We start from the raw sequence: 14,575 nt of genomic DNA, 5'->3' as shown, positions 1-14,575 counted from the left end.
CAGGCTCCAAGGAGAAGATGATGAACCAGATGACATGGGTACGTGGCGTCAATGCAACCCTGGGCAGAGTAGCTCCGCAAATGGTCGCCAGCCGTCTGCGCGAGCGTTTCATGACGCCGCGCAACCTACCTCCGCGGGACTGGGAGCTGCCGCTGCTGGCTAGCGCCGAGCGCATCACCTTGCGTTTTGGGTTGTCTGCCTTGCGCTGGGGCAGTGGGCCAACGGTCTTGCTGATGCATGGCTGGGAGGGGCGGCCCACTCAATTCGCTGCATTGATCGGCAGCCTGGTGGATGCAGGTTATGGCGTTGTTGCGCTGGATGCCCCGGCGCACGGGCGTTCCCCTGGGCGTGAGGCCAATGTGGTGCTGTTTGCACGAGCCCTGCTCGAGGCCGCTAGCGAGCTGCCGCCGCTCAAGGCCGTGATCGGGCATTCCATGGGCGGGGCCAGCGCGCTGTTGGCAACGCAGATGGGGCTACGTACCGAGGCGCTGGTGAGCATCTCCGCGCCAAGCCGGATACTTACCGTGCTACGTGGCTTTGCCCGTTTCATGGGGCTGCCGGCGATGGCGCGTTCGCACTTCGTGCGCCAGGTGGAGAGGACTGCCGGCATTCCGGCGGCGCATCTCGACGTGCAGCGCTATCAATTGGAGCTGCCGGGCCTGGTGGTACATGCCGAGGATGATCAGGTGGTGCCCGTGAGCGAAGCTGAGCTGATTCACGCCGCCTGGTTCGACAGCCAGTTGCTGCGTTTGCCGGCCGGCGGGCATCAGCGGGTGCTGGGCGATCCGCTGCTTCTGCAGGCGGTGCTGGGGCTGCTCGGTGAGGTGCGTCAGGCGCCGTCCAGGGCGTTGGCTTCGTAGCTGACGACCTGGTTGCGGCCGCCTGCCTTGGCGCGATACAGGGCGCGGTCGGCCAGCTCGAGCCAGTGCTCACCGCCGCCCGTATCATGCGGTATGCCGGCGTGCAACCCGATGCTCAGGCTCAGCGCTATCGATTGCTGCTGGTAGTGGCAGGGGTTTCGGGCCAGGTCTTCGCGCAACTGTTCGGCGAGGTCGAGCGCACCGGTGAGATCGGTGCTGTCGAGCAGGGCGACGAACTCCTCGCCGCCGAAGCGTGCCAGCAGGTCGCTGCTGCGCAGGCGTTGCTGGATGCGCTGGGCTGCATGGCGCAGGCAGGCGTCGCCGGCCAGGTGGCCATAGCGATCATTGACCTGCTTGAAATGATCCAGGTCCATCATCAGGATCGCCAATGGCTGTCGGCTACGCTCGCCACGGGCGCAGGCGCGCGCCAGTTCCTCGCTCAGCGTTTGACGATTGAACAGGCCGGTGAGGCCATCGCGGCGATTCAGCTCCGCCAGGCGCAGGTTGGCGTTGGATAGTTGCTGCAGGGTGTCCTGCAGGGTCGCGGTGCGTTCCTGTACGCGCTGCTCCAGGCTTTCGCTTATTTGCGTTTGCAGTTGCAGATGCTTGGCCTGCTCGTTGCGCAGCCGTCGCTCCTGCTCGATCAGCTTGGCTTGGGCCTGGTGCTCGGCCTCCTGTGCATGGCGGATGCGAGCGGCAAGGGCGATGGAGAAGACCGTCATCTCTATGAGGCCGCCTACCTGCTGTGCGTGAAGGGACAACAAGGAGTAAGGCAGCAGGCCGGTGCCGGTCAGAATGCTGGCCAGGCTGGCGGTGATCAGCACGAACCAGCCCAGCGCGAACAGGCGTGCGGCTGCGTAGCCATCACGCCAGCGCAGCAGGGTGATGACGAAGGCGGCCACGGCGCAGGCTATCACCAGTACGAAGCTGCCAATCAGCGCAGGTGTATAGGGGCCGATGAGCGCCATGCCCATGACCAGCCAGGAACAGCCCTGCAAGACACGGGCGACCCAACGATAAGGACTCGCCGCCTTGTCCAGCTCCAGCACGCCATACGTGAAGTGAATGCCGAACAGCGTGGCCAGCGCTGAACTGAACGGGAAACTCATTTGGTGCCAGGTCAGGGCATTGGGCCACAGCCACTGCAGGGCGAAGCCGAGCTGGATGAACTGATAGAGCGTGAAACTGGCGACGAACAGGCTGTACCAGAGGTAGTTTCGGTCACGTGTGATGCAATAGATGCTCAGGTTGTAGATCAGCATCGCGACCAGGGCGCCGAAGAACAACCCCTGCAGCAAAAGGCTGCGTTGTTCCTCATGGTCGAAGGTGTCGTGTGTCATCACCGTGGCGCTGAGGTTGGCCGAGCCTGCCGTCTGCATGCGCAGCCAGATTCGCCGTTGCTCGCCTGCCTCGAGGTTCAGTGGAAGCACCAGTTGCCGGTGTTCGATCCAGCGCCAGTTGAAGGGGCGCTGGTCTCCCGCCCGGTAGACACGCGTGCCGTCCAGGCCGTAAGCGTCGAGCTGGTCCAGCAACGGGTTGCCGATTACTAGCATCCAGCCAGGCGCGCGATGGTGAGGGTTGTGAACATCCAGACGCAGCCAGTAGGTGCTGCCGCCGTAGCCGAAGCTGGCGTCTCGCCGGTTTACCGCTTGCCAGGCGGAGTCGGGTAGGGCGCGGACCTCCGAAAATTCGGCCTGGCCGCTCGGGTCTTCCCAGACTTCCATGTAGGGGCCGGGCAGCACCTGCGTCTGGCCGCTTGGCAACGGCAGGCTTTGCGCCCACGTCAGCGTTGGCAGCAGCAGAAGGATCAACAGGCGCAGGAATGCAGGCAATTGCTCGTTCTCGGGCTCGGGGCGAGTGGCGCATTATGGCGCGCCGCGTTGAAACGATGAAAGCTCGACGCTACATCGAGTGACTGGTCGGCGTATCATGCGGCCCCTGACCGGGCGGTTGTCGAAGATGCTGGCGGCCATGCTCTTGAACTGGATCACTCAGCTTGGCGCGAGCCCTTGTGCCGGCTGCAAACCTGGAGGTACCGCCATGAACTGGGAGTTGCCCAGCCCCTTTGTCATCGATCTCGAAGTGACGGCAGAGGATATCGACGGTCTCGGCCACGCCAACAATGCAGTGTACGTCAGCTGGCTGGAGCGCTGCGCATGGCGCCATTCGCAGTTTCTGGGGCTGGATCTGACCGAGTATCGCCGCCTGGATCGGGCCATGGCCGTGGTGCGCCACGAGATCGATTACCTGGCCAGCGCCTATGAAGGGCAGCAACTGCAGATGGGGACCTGGATCATCGAGTCCGATCAGCGGCTGAAGATGGATCGTCGTTTCCAGCTGGTGCGCCCCGAGGATGGGCTGACGCTGCTGAGGGCCAAGACCACGTTCGTCTGCATCGAGCTGTCCAGCGGGCGCCCCAAGCGCATGCCGGCGGAATTCATCGACGGATATGGCAAGGCCTTGATGCAGCCTTATCCGCTGGAGCTATAGAGTCCTCAGTCGATCAGCGGCGCGAGAAACACCTGGTGCGGTTCGACCATCACCGCGAACTGACGGGTTTCTCCGGGGCGCAACAGCACCGACTGTGCAACTTCCGGCCCGCGGCCGCCGCAATAGCCGTCCGGTGACAGGGCGGTAGCGACGCTCACTTCGCCGCTGGGTAGGTCCAGGCTGGTGCGCTCACCCGGGCCAAGCTTCGCCACCACCAACTGGTTGACGTAAAGCTCCACGTCGCAGGCGTTTGGCGAGTTGCTGTCGCGGCTGAAGATCAGCCGCGCCGGTGCGTCGGCGACCGGGGCTGCCGGCATCTGTTCGACACCCCGTGGCAGAGCGTCTTCGGCCTGTGCGCTCAACCACCATGTAACCGCAACGATCAACGCGAGATGACGCATAGCGAGCTCCCTGTTTGCTGACGTGCCAGTGTGGCCCATCTTGCGCCTTGCTCGCGACCCCTTAAACTGTGCGCCCCCATTTTTCCGGACTACCTCATGCAAATCGCCCTGGCGCCCATGGAGGGGCTGGTCGACGAGATCCTGCGCGACGTGCTGACCCGTATCGGTGGCATCGACTGGTGCGTGACCGAGTTCATTCGGGTGAGCGAGCGACTGTTGCCCGCGGCCACCTACCACAAGCTGGCGCCCGAGCTGTTCAACGGCTCGTGCACTCGCGCCGGCACGCCGATGCGCGTGCAGTTTCTCGGCTCCGACCCGCAGTGCCTGGCCGACAACGCTGCGTTCGCCTGTACGCTCGGCGCGCCGGTGATCGATCTCAATTTCGGTTGCCCGGCCAAGACGGTGAACAAGTCGCGCGGCGGCGCGGTGTTGCTCAAGGAGCCCGAGTTGTTGCACGCCATCGTCCGTGAGGTGCGGCGCACGGTGCCGGCCGAGATTCCGGTGACGGCGAAGATGCGCCTGGGGTTCGAGGGCAAGGAGGGCGCGCTGGACTGCGCGCGGGCACTTGCCGAAGGCGGTGCAAGCCAGATCGTCGTACATGCGCGCACCAAGGTCGAAGGCTACAAGCCCCCGGCGCACTGGGAGTGGGTGGCTCGGGTGCAGGAGGTGGTCGACGTGCCGGTGTTCGCCAATGGTGAGGTGTGGACGCTGGATGATTGGCGCCGCTGCCGTGAAATCAGCGGCGTGGATGACATCATGTTGGGCCGCGGTCTGGTATCGCGCCCCGGCCTGGCGCGACAGATTGCGGCGGTCAGGGCGGGTGAGACGCCCGAGGAGATGAGCTGGACCGAACTGCAGCCGCTGCTGCTCGATTTCTGGCAACAGGCACGGCGCAAGTTGGCGCCGCGCTACGCGCCGGGGCGCCTGAAGCAGTGGCTGGCGATGCTTACGCGTACCTACCCGGAAGCTGTCGCGCTGTTCGCCGAGGTGCGCCGCGAGCAGGATTGCGAGCGTATCGATCAATTGCTTGCCCCATCTATCTAGGCGTCTTGTTTCGGGGCCGAGCTTTGGCTTTGAAGGCGTTCTGTTGAATGATTCGCGGCGGGGCGCCGCTCCTACAGGCTGTGGGCAATGTCTGCGCCATTGATGTAGGAGCCCCGCCTCGGGGCGAAGCCGTTGGCCCTGAGCCCTGCGCGAAGAGGGGCGATGAGCGTACCTTTTGCAGCCTTGAAATTATTCTGACCGACCCTAGATAAGTGACTGCGGGATGCCGAAGTCGGGTTCCGCGATATGAACCTTGCTGAAATTTTCAGGAGAATACTCATGAGCAACGTACTGTCTCTGGCCCCTCTGTTCCGCCAGTCCGTCGGTTTCGACCGTTTCAACGATCTTTTCGAATCTGCCCTGCGTAGCAATGACGCCGGCAGTTCCTACCCGCCCTATAACGTCGAGAAGCACGGCGAGGACCATTACCGCATCGTGGTCGCGGCTGCCGGCTTCGAGGAAGACGACCTGGAGTTGCAGGTCGAGCGCGGCGTACTGACCGTGGTCGGCAACAAGCGCGATCGCAGCGCCGAGAGCATCAGCTACCTGCATCAGGGTATCGCCCAGCGCGCGTTCAAGCTGTCCTTCCGCCTGGCCGACCATATCGAGGTCAAGGGCGCCAATCTGGTCAACGGTCTGCTCCATGTCGAACTGGAGCGCATCGTGCCGGAAGAGGCCAAGGCCAAGCGCATCCCTATCGGCAGTCAGCGTCCTGCGCTGGAAAGCTGAGTCGATGCGGATGAAAAAGGCGCCCCACGGGGCGCCTTTTTCGTTCGGCTTGGTTTCAGCCGTGCTGCAAGTTCAGTAGCGCTCGAAAGGCTTCCTGCGCCAGCGGCTTGCTGAACAGGTAGCCCTGGTAGAGATGGCAGCCCTGCGACTGCAGGAACTCCAGTTGGTCCTGCTGCTCGACGCCTTCGGCGATCAGCGCCAGACCCAGGCTGCGCGCCATGGCGACGATGGCACGGATGATCTCGGCATCGTTGGGGTCGTTGGTCGCGTCGCGTACGAACGACTGGTCGATCTTCAGCATGTCCACCGGCAGGCGCTTGAGATAAGTCAGCGAGCTGTAGCCGGTGCCGAAATCGTCCATGGCGAAGCTGACGCCGTGTTTCTTCAGGCGCAGCATCTTGCCCACGGTGTCGTCGATGTTCTGAATGACGATGCCTTCGGTGATTTCCAATTTGAGGGTGGCGTTGGGCAACTGGCTGTCGCGCAGGCTGCTGGCAACCCGCTCGACGAAGTCGTGCTGGCGGAACTGCCGGGGGCTGATGTTGACGCACAGGCTGAAGCGTTCGCCATCGACCAGGCCGTCAGCCAGCAATCGGGAGCAGAAATGGCAGGCTTCGGCCAGCACCCAGCCACCGACTTCGACGATCAGCCCGCTTTCTTCCAGCACCTGAATGAACTGCGCCGGTGACTGTGGCCCCAGTTGCGGGTGCTGCCAGCGCAGCAGCGCTTCGGCGCCGACCACCTTGCCGTCACGCGCGTCGACCTGGGGCTGGAAATGCAGTTCGAATTCGCCGCGCGCCAGGGCCAGGCGCAGATCATTCTCCAGGCGCAGGCGGGCGCTGGCGGCGTCCTGCATGGTGGTACGAAACAGCTGGATGGCGTTGCGGCCGGAGTCCTTGGCGCGGTAGAGGGCGATATCGGCGCGCTTGAGCAGATCTGCCGGGGTGTTGCCGTGGTCGGGAATCAGGGCGACGCCGATGCTGGGTGTCACCTGTAGGCGATGGCCGTCGAGCAGCATCGGTTCGGCGAGCAGCTGGCGCAGTTTGTCGGCCACCTGGCGGACGTGGCGGGTGACTTCCGAGCGTTTGCCCTCCAGGCCCGAAAGCAGCACCACGAATTCGTCGCCGCCCAGGCGCGCCACGGTGTCCTCCAGGCGCACGCTGGCTTCCAGGCGCGCGGTGATCAGGCGCAGCACGGAGTCGCCGACAGGATGGCCGAGCGAGTCATTGATGTGCTTGAAGTGGTCGAGATCGAGAAACAGCAGGGCGCCGCGCAGGTCATGGCGCTTGAGCAGGGCGATCTGCTGCGTCAGACGGTCCATCAGCAGGGCGCGATTGGGTAGATTGGTCAGCGCGTCGTGATAGGCCAGGTGCTGAACCTGCGCCTGGGCCTGCTTCAGCTCGCTGATGTCGCGCGCGGTCAGCAGCAGGCATGCCACGCCATTGAGCTCGATGGGTTGTACGGAGACGTCGACCAGGCGAATCTCGCCGTCTCGATGCAGTCCGTGCATCTCCATATGCAGCACCTGGCCCTGCTGGCCCAGGTGCTCGATCATGCGCGCGCGTTCTTCGGGGTAGGCCCAGATATTCATCTCGAACGCCGTGCGGCCGATCACTTCGTCTGGCAGGTAGCCGGTGAGGCGGGTGAAGCCTTCGTTGACCTCGATGTAACGGGCCGTGTCGCGTTCGGTGATGGTGATGGCATCCGGGCTGGAATGAAATGCCTTGGCGAACTTCTCCTCCGAAGCCTTGACCCGCTGCTCGCGCATGACCCGCTCGCTGATGTCGACCAGCGTGCCGACCATGCGCAGCGGCCGGCCGCCATCATCGAGTTGCAGCTTGGCGGTGCTTTCGAGATAGCGCAGACCGCCATTTTCCAGTTGCACGCGGTAGGTGACCTGATAGTGGCTGCGGCGTTGTTCGACCATCTGCTGATAGCTCTGGCGCAGGTTGTGCCGATCCTCCATCGGTACCTGGCGGAAGAAGTCGAGGAAGGCGCCTTCGAATGCTGCCGCCTCCAGTCCCTGTAGTTGCGAGGCCCGCGCACTGGCAATCAGCCGGCTGCTGGGTATATGCCAGTCCCAGGTGCCGAGGTCAGCGGACTCCAGCGCGAGACGCAGGCGCTGCTTGCTCTCGTTGAGCGCCAGTTCCTGAGCCCGCTGTTCGGTGATGTTGCGCACGGTGAGCACCAGGCAGGTGGCGCCGTTGAGTTCGATTTCGCCGCCGAACAGCAGATTGCTGGTAACGCTGCCATCGCGGCTGAACAGGCGCACCTCGAGGTTGTCCAGGCCGCCGCGGCGCAAAGCTTCGAGCATGCGCTGACGGTCGCCCGGGTCAGCCCAGATGCCCAGCTCCAGGGACGTGCGGCCCACGGCCTCGGCGGAGCTCCAGCCAAATTGCTGTTCGAAGCTCGGGTTGACCTCGATGAAGCGACCAGTTTCGCGATCGCTGATGGCCACCGCATCCGGCGTGTGCATGAAAGCCTTGGCGAATTTTTCCTCGCTGGCGCGCAATGCATTTTCCGCGCGTTTGCGTTCGCTGGTATCGAGGAAGGTACAGAGCAACAGGCGGTCGCCCTGCAGTTCGATGTACTGGCTCGACAGCACGCCGTCGAGAATGTCGCCGGCGCGGGTGCGTAGCTGGACTTCTTCGATCACCGGTTCGCGGCTCAGCGGTGCCTTTTGGCGCACCTGTTCTCGTTGGCTGGCATGCACCCACAGGTTCAGCTCATGGGTAGGGCGACCAAGGATTTCACTGGCCTTCCAGCCAAAGGCATGAGTGAAGTGCTGGTTGACCTCGATGATCTCGCTGTTGTCGTAGCGCACCAGCATCATGACATCCGGGCTCAGGCGGAACAGGCTGGCGAAGCGTTCCTCCGAGGCGCGCAGGGCCTCGGCACGTTCCTGCTGGGCAGTGATGTCGCGGATCACGCCGAACATCCGTGGCCGGCCGTCAGCCTCGCGCTGCAGGCTACCGGTGATCTCCAGCCAGTGCAGGCTGCCATCCGGCCAGCGGATACGGTGGCGCAGGGCGTTGGCGATCTGCTCGCCTTTGAGGATGGCGTTGAATGTCGCCAGGACCTCGGCGCGCTCCTCTTCGGGAATCAGCTCGATGTAATGCAGTTCCCGCGATACCGGGCGATTGGGATCGAGGCCGAACAGGGCCTGGGCGCCGCGCGACCAGTTCACCTGACCGCTGCGAATGTCCCAGTACCAGGTGCCGAGATGCGCGCCGTTCAACGCAGCCAGCAAACGCGGTGCGTCTTGCCAGGTTTGCTCGAATTCGGCGGGGTCCATCGCCGGGATATGTGGCAGGGGCGGGGTCTGGTCAGTCGATCTGGCCATGGCCGAACCGTTCTCCGGAGGGCGCTATGCGCGGGGCGGGCATTAATGGCATGTAGACAGTTTTTTTTATCCTTATGTCGCCACGTTAGTCTGATGCCAGCGAGCTATGCAAGGTCGTCGCGCTGGCTGTCGAGCAGATCCATGAATGCCCGCGCCGCATTGGACAGCGTGCGTTCGGTATGCAGGATGTAGCCTAGCTGGCGGGTCAGCTGAATGCCGGGTATCGGCAGGCGCGCAACCTGTTCGTCGAGCATGGTGCGTGGCAAGACGCTCCAGGCCAGGCCGATGGATACCATCATCTTGATGGTTTCCAGGTAGTTGGTGCTCATGGCGATGTTCGGTGTCAGGCCCTGCGCCTCGAACAGGCGCTGCACGATGTGATGAGTGAAGGTGTTGCCGCCGGGAAACACCGCCGGGTGCTGCGCCACATCGGCCAGGCTGATCACCTGGCTGCGCGCCAGCGGATGTTCCGGCGCGGCAACGAAGTCCAGCGGGTCGTCCCACACCGCCACGGCACGGATCGGCTCGCGGGTTTCCGGGGCCAGAGTAATCACCGCCAGCTCGGCGCGACCATGCAGAACTTCTTCGTAAGCCACTTCCGAATCGAGGAACTGGATATCCAGCGCCACCTGCGGGTGGGCGCGGGTAAAGGCGCGCAGCAGGGCAGGGAGGCGGTGCAGGCCGATATGGTGGCTGGTGGCAAGAGTCAGGCGGCCGCTGACTTCGCCTGAGAGGTTGGTCAGCGCGCGGCGCGTATCGTCCAGTACGTTGAGGATCTGGTAGGCGCGCGGCAGCAATGCGCGGCCAGCCTGAGTCAGGCCGATCTCGCGACCGAGGCGATCGAACAGGCGGACGCCCAGTTGCTGTTCCAGGCCGGCGATGCGCTTGCTCACGGCCGGCTGGGTCAGGTGCAGGCGCTCCCCGGCTTCGGAAAAGCTGCCGGTTTCGGCAATGGCGATGAAGGCGTTGAGGTTGGCCAGATCCATGGAGCGCTCCGGGTGTTGAAGATCAGCTGAGCATACATTCCGATGCGGAATCCTTTGAATAAAAAATATGAATTTGAGTTATTTCGTGCCCGGCAATAGCATTCTCCCCATAAGCCGAAGGGCCATTTGCCCGGGCATAGAAATGGGTACTTCCGACGCTTGGCGGTGACAACGCAGGCAGCTCCGGAAGTGTCCGAAAGGCGCTGATGAGGTAAGGCTGATGACTGGCAAGACGCTCTACGACAAGCTCTGGGAAATGCACGAAGTGAAACGTCGTGACGACGGTTCCTCGTTGATCTACATCGATCGTCACATCCTCCACGAGGTGACCTCGCCCCAGGCATTCGAAGGCCTGCGCCTGGCCGGGCGCAAGCCGTGGCGCATCGACGCCAACATCGCCACGCCGGATCACAACGTGCCGACCACCAAGGCCGAGCGCCAAGGCGGCCTCGACGCCATCGCCGACGAAGTTTCGCGCATTCAGGTACGGACTCTGGACGAGAACTGCGATGACTTCGGCATCCTCGAATTCAAGATGAACGACGTGCGTCAGGGCATCGTTCACGTGGTCGGGCCAGAGCAGGGTGCCACTCTGCCGGGCATGACCGTGGTCTGCGGCGACTCGCACACCTCCACCCATGGCGCCTTCGGGGCGTTGGCCCACGGCATCGGCACTTCCGAGGTCGAGCACGTGCTCGCTACCCAGTGCCTGGTGGCCAAGAAGATGAAGAACATGCAGGTACGCGTCGAAGGCAAATTGCCGTTCGGCGTAACCGCCAAGGACATCGTGCTGGCGGTGATCGGCAAGATCGGCACTGCCGGTGGCAACGGCCATGCGCTGGAATTCGCCGGCAGCGCGATCCGCGATCTGTCGCTGGAAGGGCGCATGACCATCTGCAACATGTCCATCGAGGCTGGTGCCCGTGTAGGTCTGGTGGCGGTGGACGAAAAGACCATCTCCTACGTCAAGGATCGCCCGTTCGCACCGAAAGGCAGCGACTGGGACAAGGCCGTGGCGCAGTGGCAGAACCTGGTGTCCGACGCCGATGCGGTGTTCGATACCGTGGTCGAGCTCAAGGCTGAAGACATCAAACCGCAGGTCAGCTGGGGCACCTCCCCGGAGATGGTCCTGGCCGTCGACCAGAACGTACCGGACCCGACTGCCGAGGCCGACCCGGTGAAGAAGGACTCGATCACCCGTGCGCTCAAGTACATGGGCCTGACCGCCAACCAGCCGATCACCGATATTCGTCTGGATCGCGTCTTTATCGGCTCCTGCACCAACTCGCGTATCGAAGACCTGCGCGCCGCTGCCGAGGTGGCCAAGGGGCGCAAGGTCGCCAGCACCGTCAAGCAGGCGCTGGTGGTGCCGGGCTCCGGTCTGGTCAAGGCGCAAGCCGAAGCGGAAGGGCTGGACAAGATCTTCATCGACGCCGGTTTCGAATGGCGTGAGCCTGGCTGCTCCATGTGCCTGGCGATGAACCCGGACAAACTCGGCAGCGGCGAGCATTGCGCGTCCACCTCCAACCGCAACTTCGAGGGCCGTCAGGGCGCCGGTGGCCGTACCCACCTGGTGAGCCCGGCCATGGCTGCCGCTGCAGCGGTGACCGGCCGCTTCATCGACGTTCGCGAATTGATCCAGGCCTGAGGAGAGTTCTGATGAAAGCCTTCACCCAACACACCGGCCTGGTCTGCCCGCTCGATCGAGCCAACGTCGATACCGACCAGATCATTCCCAAGCAGTTTCTGAAGTCGATCAAGCGCACCGGCTTCGGCCCCAACCTGTTCGACGAGTGGCGCTACCTGGATGTCGGTCAGCCGAATCAGGATAATTCCAAGCGCCCGATCAACAAGGATTTCGTGCTGAACTTCCCGCGCTATCAGGGCGCCAGTGTGCTGCTGGCACGCGAGAACTTCGGCTGCGGTTCCTCGCGCGAGCACGCGCCATGGGCGCTGGACGAGTACGGCTTTCGCACCGTCATCGCACCGAGTTTCGCTGACATCTTCTTCAACAACAGCTTCAAGAACGGCCTGCTGCCGATCATCCTCAAGGATGAAGAGGTCGATGCGCTGTTCGAGCAGGCCGAGGCCACCGAGGGTTATCAGCTGACCGTCGACCTCGAGGCGCAGACCGTGACCCGTCCCGATGGCGTGCAGTACAGCTTCGAAGTCGATGCCTTCCGCAAGCACTGCCTGCTCAACGGTCTGGACGACATCGGCCTGACCCTGCAGGATCAGGACGCGATCAAGGCCTTTGAAGCCAAACACCAGCAGAACAGCCCCTGGCTGTTCGGCGCGATCAAATAACAGCGGCTGCAGGCCGCAAGCTACAGGCTGCAGGCTTTTTGCTTGCGGCCTGAAGCCTGTGGCCTGCAGTCTGTAGCCTTTTCCAAGGAAAAAAGATGAGCAAACAGATTCTGGTTCTTCCTGGCGACGGCATCGGCCCGGAAATCATGGCCGAGGCGGTCAAGGTGCTGAACCTGGCCAACGACAAGTACGCCCTGGGCTTCGAACTGAGTTTCGATGACCTGGGCGGCGCCGCCATCGACCGCTACGGCGTGCCGCTGGCCGACGAGACCCTGGCACGCGCCAAGGCCGCCGATGCCGTGCTGCTCGGCGCCGTTGGCGGGCCGAAGTGGGACGCCATCGATCCGGCCATCCGTCCGGAGCGCGGCCTGCTGAAGATCCGTTCGCAACTGGGCCTGTTCGGTAACCTGCGTCCGGCCATCCTCTATCCGCAACTGGCCGAGGCCTCCAGCCTCAAGCCGGAAGTGGTCGCCGGCCTGGATATCCTTATCGTCCGTGAGCTGACTGGCGGCATCTATTTCGGCCAGCCGCGCGAGAGCAAGGTGCTGGAAAACGGCGAGCGCATGGCCTACGACACCCTGCCGTACAGCGAGAGCGAAATCCGCCGCATCGCCAAGGTCGGCTTCGACATGGCCCGCGTGCGCGGCAAGAAGCTGTGCTCGGTGGACAAGGCCAACGTCCTGGCGTCCAGCCAGCTGTGGCGCGCGGTGATCGAGGAGGTGGCCAAGGACTATCCGGACGTCGAACTGAGCCACATGTACGTCGACAACGCTGCTATGCAACTGGTGCGTGCGCCCAAGCAATTCGACGTGATGGTCACCGACAACATGTTTGGTGACATTTTGTCTGACGAAGCTTCGATGCTCACCGGTTCCATCGGCATGCTGCCCTCGGCATCCTTGGACGCCAACAACAAGGGCATGTACGAGCCGTGCCATGGTTCCGCGCCGGACATCGCCGGCAAGGGCATCGCCAACCCGCTGGCCACCATTCTCTCGGTGTCCATGATGCTGCGTTACAGCTTCGGCCAGGTGGCCGTTGCCGACGCCATCGAGAAAGCGGTGAGCCTGGTGCTGGATCAGGGCCTGCGCACCGGTGACATCTGGTCCGAAGGCAAGACCAAGGTCGGTACCGCTGCCATGGGTGATGCAGTAGTCGAAGCGCTGCGTAGTCTGTAATCTTCCCAGCCCCGCCGGGGTGGTTCCGGTGGGCTGTTTATATAGGTGTAGTCGTTATGAAACGTGTAGGTCTGATCGGTTGGCGTGGCATGGTCGGTTCCGTGCTCATGCAGCGCATGCTGGAAGAGCGGGACTTCGACCTGATCGAGCCGGTGTTCTTCACCACCTCCAATGTCGGCGGCCAGGGCCCGGCCATTGGCAAGGACATTGCTCCGCTGAAGGACGCCTACAGCATCGAAGACCTGAAAGGCCTGGACGTGATCCTGACCTGCCAGGGTGGCGACTACACCAACGAAGTCTTCCCCAAGCTGCGTGAAGCCGGCTGGCAGGGCTACTGGATTGATGCTGCCTCGTCGCTGCGCATGGATGATAGCTCGGTAATCGTGCTCGATCCGGTCAACCGCAAGGTAATCGATCAGGCGCTGGACGCCGGCACCAAGAACTACATCGGCGGTAACTGCACCGTCAGCCTGATGCTGATGGCGCTCGGCGGTCTGTACGAAGCCGGTCTGGTGGAATGGATGAGCGCCATGACCTACCAGGCGGCCTCCGGTGCCGGCGCGCAGAACATGCGCGAGCTGATCAAGCAGATGGGCGCGATCAATGGTGCCGTCGCCGATGAACTGGCCGACCCGGCCAGTGCCATCCTCGATATCGACCGCAAGGTCGCCGACGCCATGCGCAGCGAAGCCTTCCCGGTGGACAACTTCGGCATGCCGCTGGCCGGCAGCCTGATTCCGTACATCGATAAGGAGCTGCCGAACGGGCAGAGCCGTGAGGAGTGGAAAGCCCAGGCCGAAACCAACAAGATCCTCGGCCGCTTCAAGAGCCCGATCCCGGTCGATGGCATCTGCGTGCGTATCGGCGCGATGCGTTGCCACAGCCAGGCGCTGACCATCAAGCTGAACAAGGATGTGCCGATGGCCGACATCGAAGGCCTGATCAGCCAGCACAACCCCTGGGTCAAACTGGTGCCGAACCACCGCGAAGAATCCATCCGCGACCTTGGCCCGACTGCCGTGACTGGCACCCTGAGCGTACCGGTCGGTCGTCTCCGCAAGCTGAACATGGGCTCGCAATATCTGGGGGCATTCACCGTGGGCGATCAGTTGCTGTGGGGCGCCGCCGAGCCGCTGCGCCGCATGTTGCGGATTCTGCTGGAGCGCTAAGCGCCAGGTGTCCGTAGTCAAACAAGGCCCTTCTGTTTCGGCAGAGGGGCTTTGTCTTTTCTGGCACA

Annotated in this window: 12 protein-coding genes; 8 read left to right on the top strand and 4 right to left on the bottom strand. The window is 63.3% G+C overall.

What is annotated here, in order from left to right:
* The first annotated feature begins 20 nt into the window (after positions 1-20).
* Complete coding sequence (locus GYB81_RS19620) at positions 21-860, top strand: alpha/beta hydrolase (RefSeq protein WP_161865324.1); 840 nt, start codon at positions 21-23, stop codon at positions 858-860.
* On the opposite strand, the gene GYB81_RS19615 is transcribed toward GYB81_RS19620, so the two are convergent.
* On the bottom strand, positions 830-2,692 hold the full coding sequence (locus GYB81_RS19615; RefSeq protein ID WP_161865323.1) for a sensor domain-containing diguanylate cyclase: 1,863 nt from the start codon (positions 2,690-2,692) through the stop codon (positions 830-832). The genes GYB81_RS19620 and GYB81_RS19615 overlap by 31 nt on opposite strands.
* 208 nt (positions 2,693-2,900) lie before the next feature.
* Between GYB81_RS19615 and GYB81_RS19610 the strand changes: the two genes are divergently transcribed.
* Complete coding sequence (locus GYB81_RS19610) at positions 2,901-3,350, top strand: acyl-CoA thioesterase (protein WP_161865322.1); 450 nt, start codon at positions 2,901-2,903, stop codon at positions 3,348-3,350.
* Positions 3,351-3,355: 5 nt separating this feature from the next.
* Here the strand turns inward: GYB81_RS19610 and GYB81_RS19605 are convergent, their stop codons facing one another.
* On the bottom strand, positions 3,356-3,751 hold the full coding sequence (locus GYB81_RS19605; protein ID WP_161865321.1) for a hypothetical protein: 396 nt from the start codon (positions 3,749-3,751) through the stop codon (positions 3,356-3,358).
* A gap of 96 nt (positions 3,752-3,847) precedes the next feature.
* Here GYB81_RS19605 and GYB81_RS19600 point away from each other — a divergent pair, with 96 nt between their 5' ends.
* Together GYB81_RS19600 and GYB81_RS19595 are read left to right on the top strand one after the other, a co-directional pair.
* Complete coding sequence (locus GYB81_RS19600; RefSeq protein WP_161865320.1) at positions 3,848-4,795, top strand: tRNA dihydrouridine synthase; 948 nt, start codon at positions 3,848-3,850, stop codon at positions 4,793-4,795.
* Between the two features lie 279 nt (positions 4,796-5,074).
* The gene (locus GYB81_RS19595; RefSeq protein WP_161865319.1) at positions 5,075-5,524 is read left to right on the top strand and encodes an Hsp20 family protein; all 450 of its coding nucleotides are present in this window, start codon (positions 5,075-5,077) and stop codon (positions 5,522-5,524) included.
* A 55-nt stretch (positions 5,525-5,579) separates the two neighbouring features.
* On the opposite strand, the gene GYB81_RS19590 is transcribed toward GYB81_RS19595, so the two are convergent.
* Positions 5,580-8,867: a sensor domain-containing protein gene (locus GYB81_RS19590; protein ID WP_161865318.1), complete on the bottom strand. Its 3,288-nt coding sequence runs from the start codon at positions 8,865-8,867 to the stop codon at positions 5,580-5,582.
* 104 nt (positions 8,868-8,971) lie between these two features.
* Positions 8,972-9,853 (bottom strand): LysR family transcriptional regulator, encoded by an 882-nt coding sequence (locus GYB81_RS19585; protein WP_013715120.1) that lies wholly within the window; start codon positions 9,851-9,853, stop codon positions 8,972-8,974.
* Positions 9,854-10,073: 220 nt separating this feature from the next.
* Here GYB81_RS19585 and leuC point away from each other — a divergent pair, with 220 nt between their 5' ends.
* The 4 genes from leuC (at position 10,074) to asd (ending at position 14,507) form a co-directional block, all read left to right on the top strand.
* Entirely contained in the window at positions 10,074-11,501 is a 1,428-nt protein-coding gene (gene leuC, locus GYB81_RS19580; protein ID WP_161865317.1) for a 3-isopropylmalate dehydratase large subunit, read from the top strand.
* 11 nt (positions 11,502-11,512) lie between these two features.
* Positions 11,513-12,160, top strand: coding sequence for a 3-isopropylmalate dehydratase small subunit (leuD, locus tag GYB81_RS19575; protein ID WP_161865316.1), 648 nt, complete (start codon positions 11,513-11,515; stop codon positions 12,158-12,160).
* A gap of 95 nt (positions 12,161-12,255) precedes the next feature.
* A complete protein-coding gene (gene leuB, locus GYB81_RS19570) occupies positions 12,256-13,338 on the top strand; it encodes a 3-isopropylmalate dehydrogenase (RefSeq protein ID WP_161865315.1) in 1,083 nt (360 codons plus the stop codon).
* A 56-nt stretch (positions 13,339-13,394) separates the two neighbouring features.
* Positions 13,395-14,507 carry an aspartate-semialdehyde dehydrogenase gene (asd, locus tag GYB81_RS19565; protein WP_161865314.1) on the top strand — a complete coding sequence of 371 codons (1,113 nt, stop codon included), beginning with the start codon at positions 13,395-13,397 and terminating at the stop codon, positions 14,505-14,507.
* Positions 14,508-14,575: the final 68 nt, after the last annotated feature.

It is taken from the genome of Pseudomonas yangonensis (assembly GCF_009932725.1).
Lineage (GTDB): Bacteria > Pseudomonadota > Gammaproteobacteria > Pseudomonadales > Pseudomonadaceae > Aquipseudomonas > Aquipseudomonas yangonensis.
This window is presented reverse-complemented; position numbering and strand designations above follow the sequence as displayed.

What these genes read in the sequence shown, in the direction of transcription:
- GYB81_RS19620 (WP_161865324.1), top strand. Translation starts at nt 21, where the DNA reads ATGAACCAGATGACATGGGTACGTGGCGTCAATGCAACCCTGGGCAGA.
- GYB81_RS19610 (WP_161865322.1), top strand. Translation starts at nt 2,901, where the DNA reads ATGAACTGGGAGTTGCCCAGCCCCTTTGTCATCGATCTCGAAGTGACG.
- GYB81_RS19605 (WP_161865321.1), bottom strand. Translation starts at nt 3,751, where the DNA reads ATGCGTCATCTCGCGTTGATCGTTGCGGTTACATGGTGGTTGAGCGCA.
- GYB81_RS19600 (WP_161865320.1), top strand. Translation starts at nt 3,848, where the DNA reads ATGCAAATCGCCCTGGCGCCCATGGAGGGGCTGGTCGACGAGATCCTG.
- GYB81_RS19595 (WP_161865319.1), top strand. Translation starts at nt 5,075, where the DNA reads ATGAGCAACGTACTGTCTCTGGCCCCTCTGTTCCGCCAGTCCGTCGGT.
- GYB81_RS19590 (WP_161865318.1), bottom strand. Translation starts at nt 8,867, where the DNA reads ATGGCCAGATCGACTGACCAGACCCCGCCCCTGCCACATATCCCGGCG.
- GYB81_RS19585 (WP_013715120.1), bottom strand. Translation starts at nt 9,853, where the DNA reads ATGGATCTGGCCAACCTCAACGCCTTCATCGCCATTGCCGAAACCGGC.
- leuC (WP_161865317.1), top strand. Translation starts at nt 10,074, where the DNA reads ATGACTGGCAAGACGCTCTACGACAAGCTCTGGGAAATGCACGAAGTG.
- leuD (WP_161865316.1), top strand. Translation starts at nt 11,513, where the DNA reads ATGAAAGCCTTCACCCAACACACCGGCCTGGTCTGCCCGCTCGATCGA.
- leuB (WP_161865315.1), top strand. Translation starts at nt 12,256, where the DNA reads ATGAGCAAACAGATTCTGGTTCTTCCTGGCGACGGCATCGGCCCGGAA.
- asd (WP_161865314.1), top strand. Translation starts at nt 13,395, where the DNA reads ATGAAACGTGTAGGTCTGATCGGTTGGCGTGGCATGGTCGGTTCCGTG.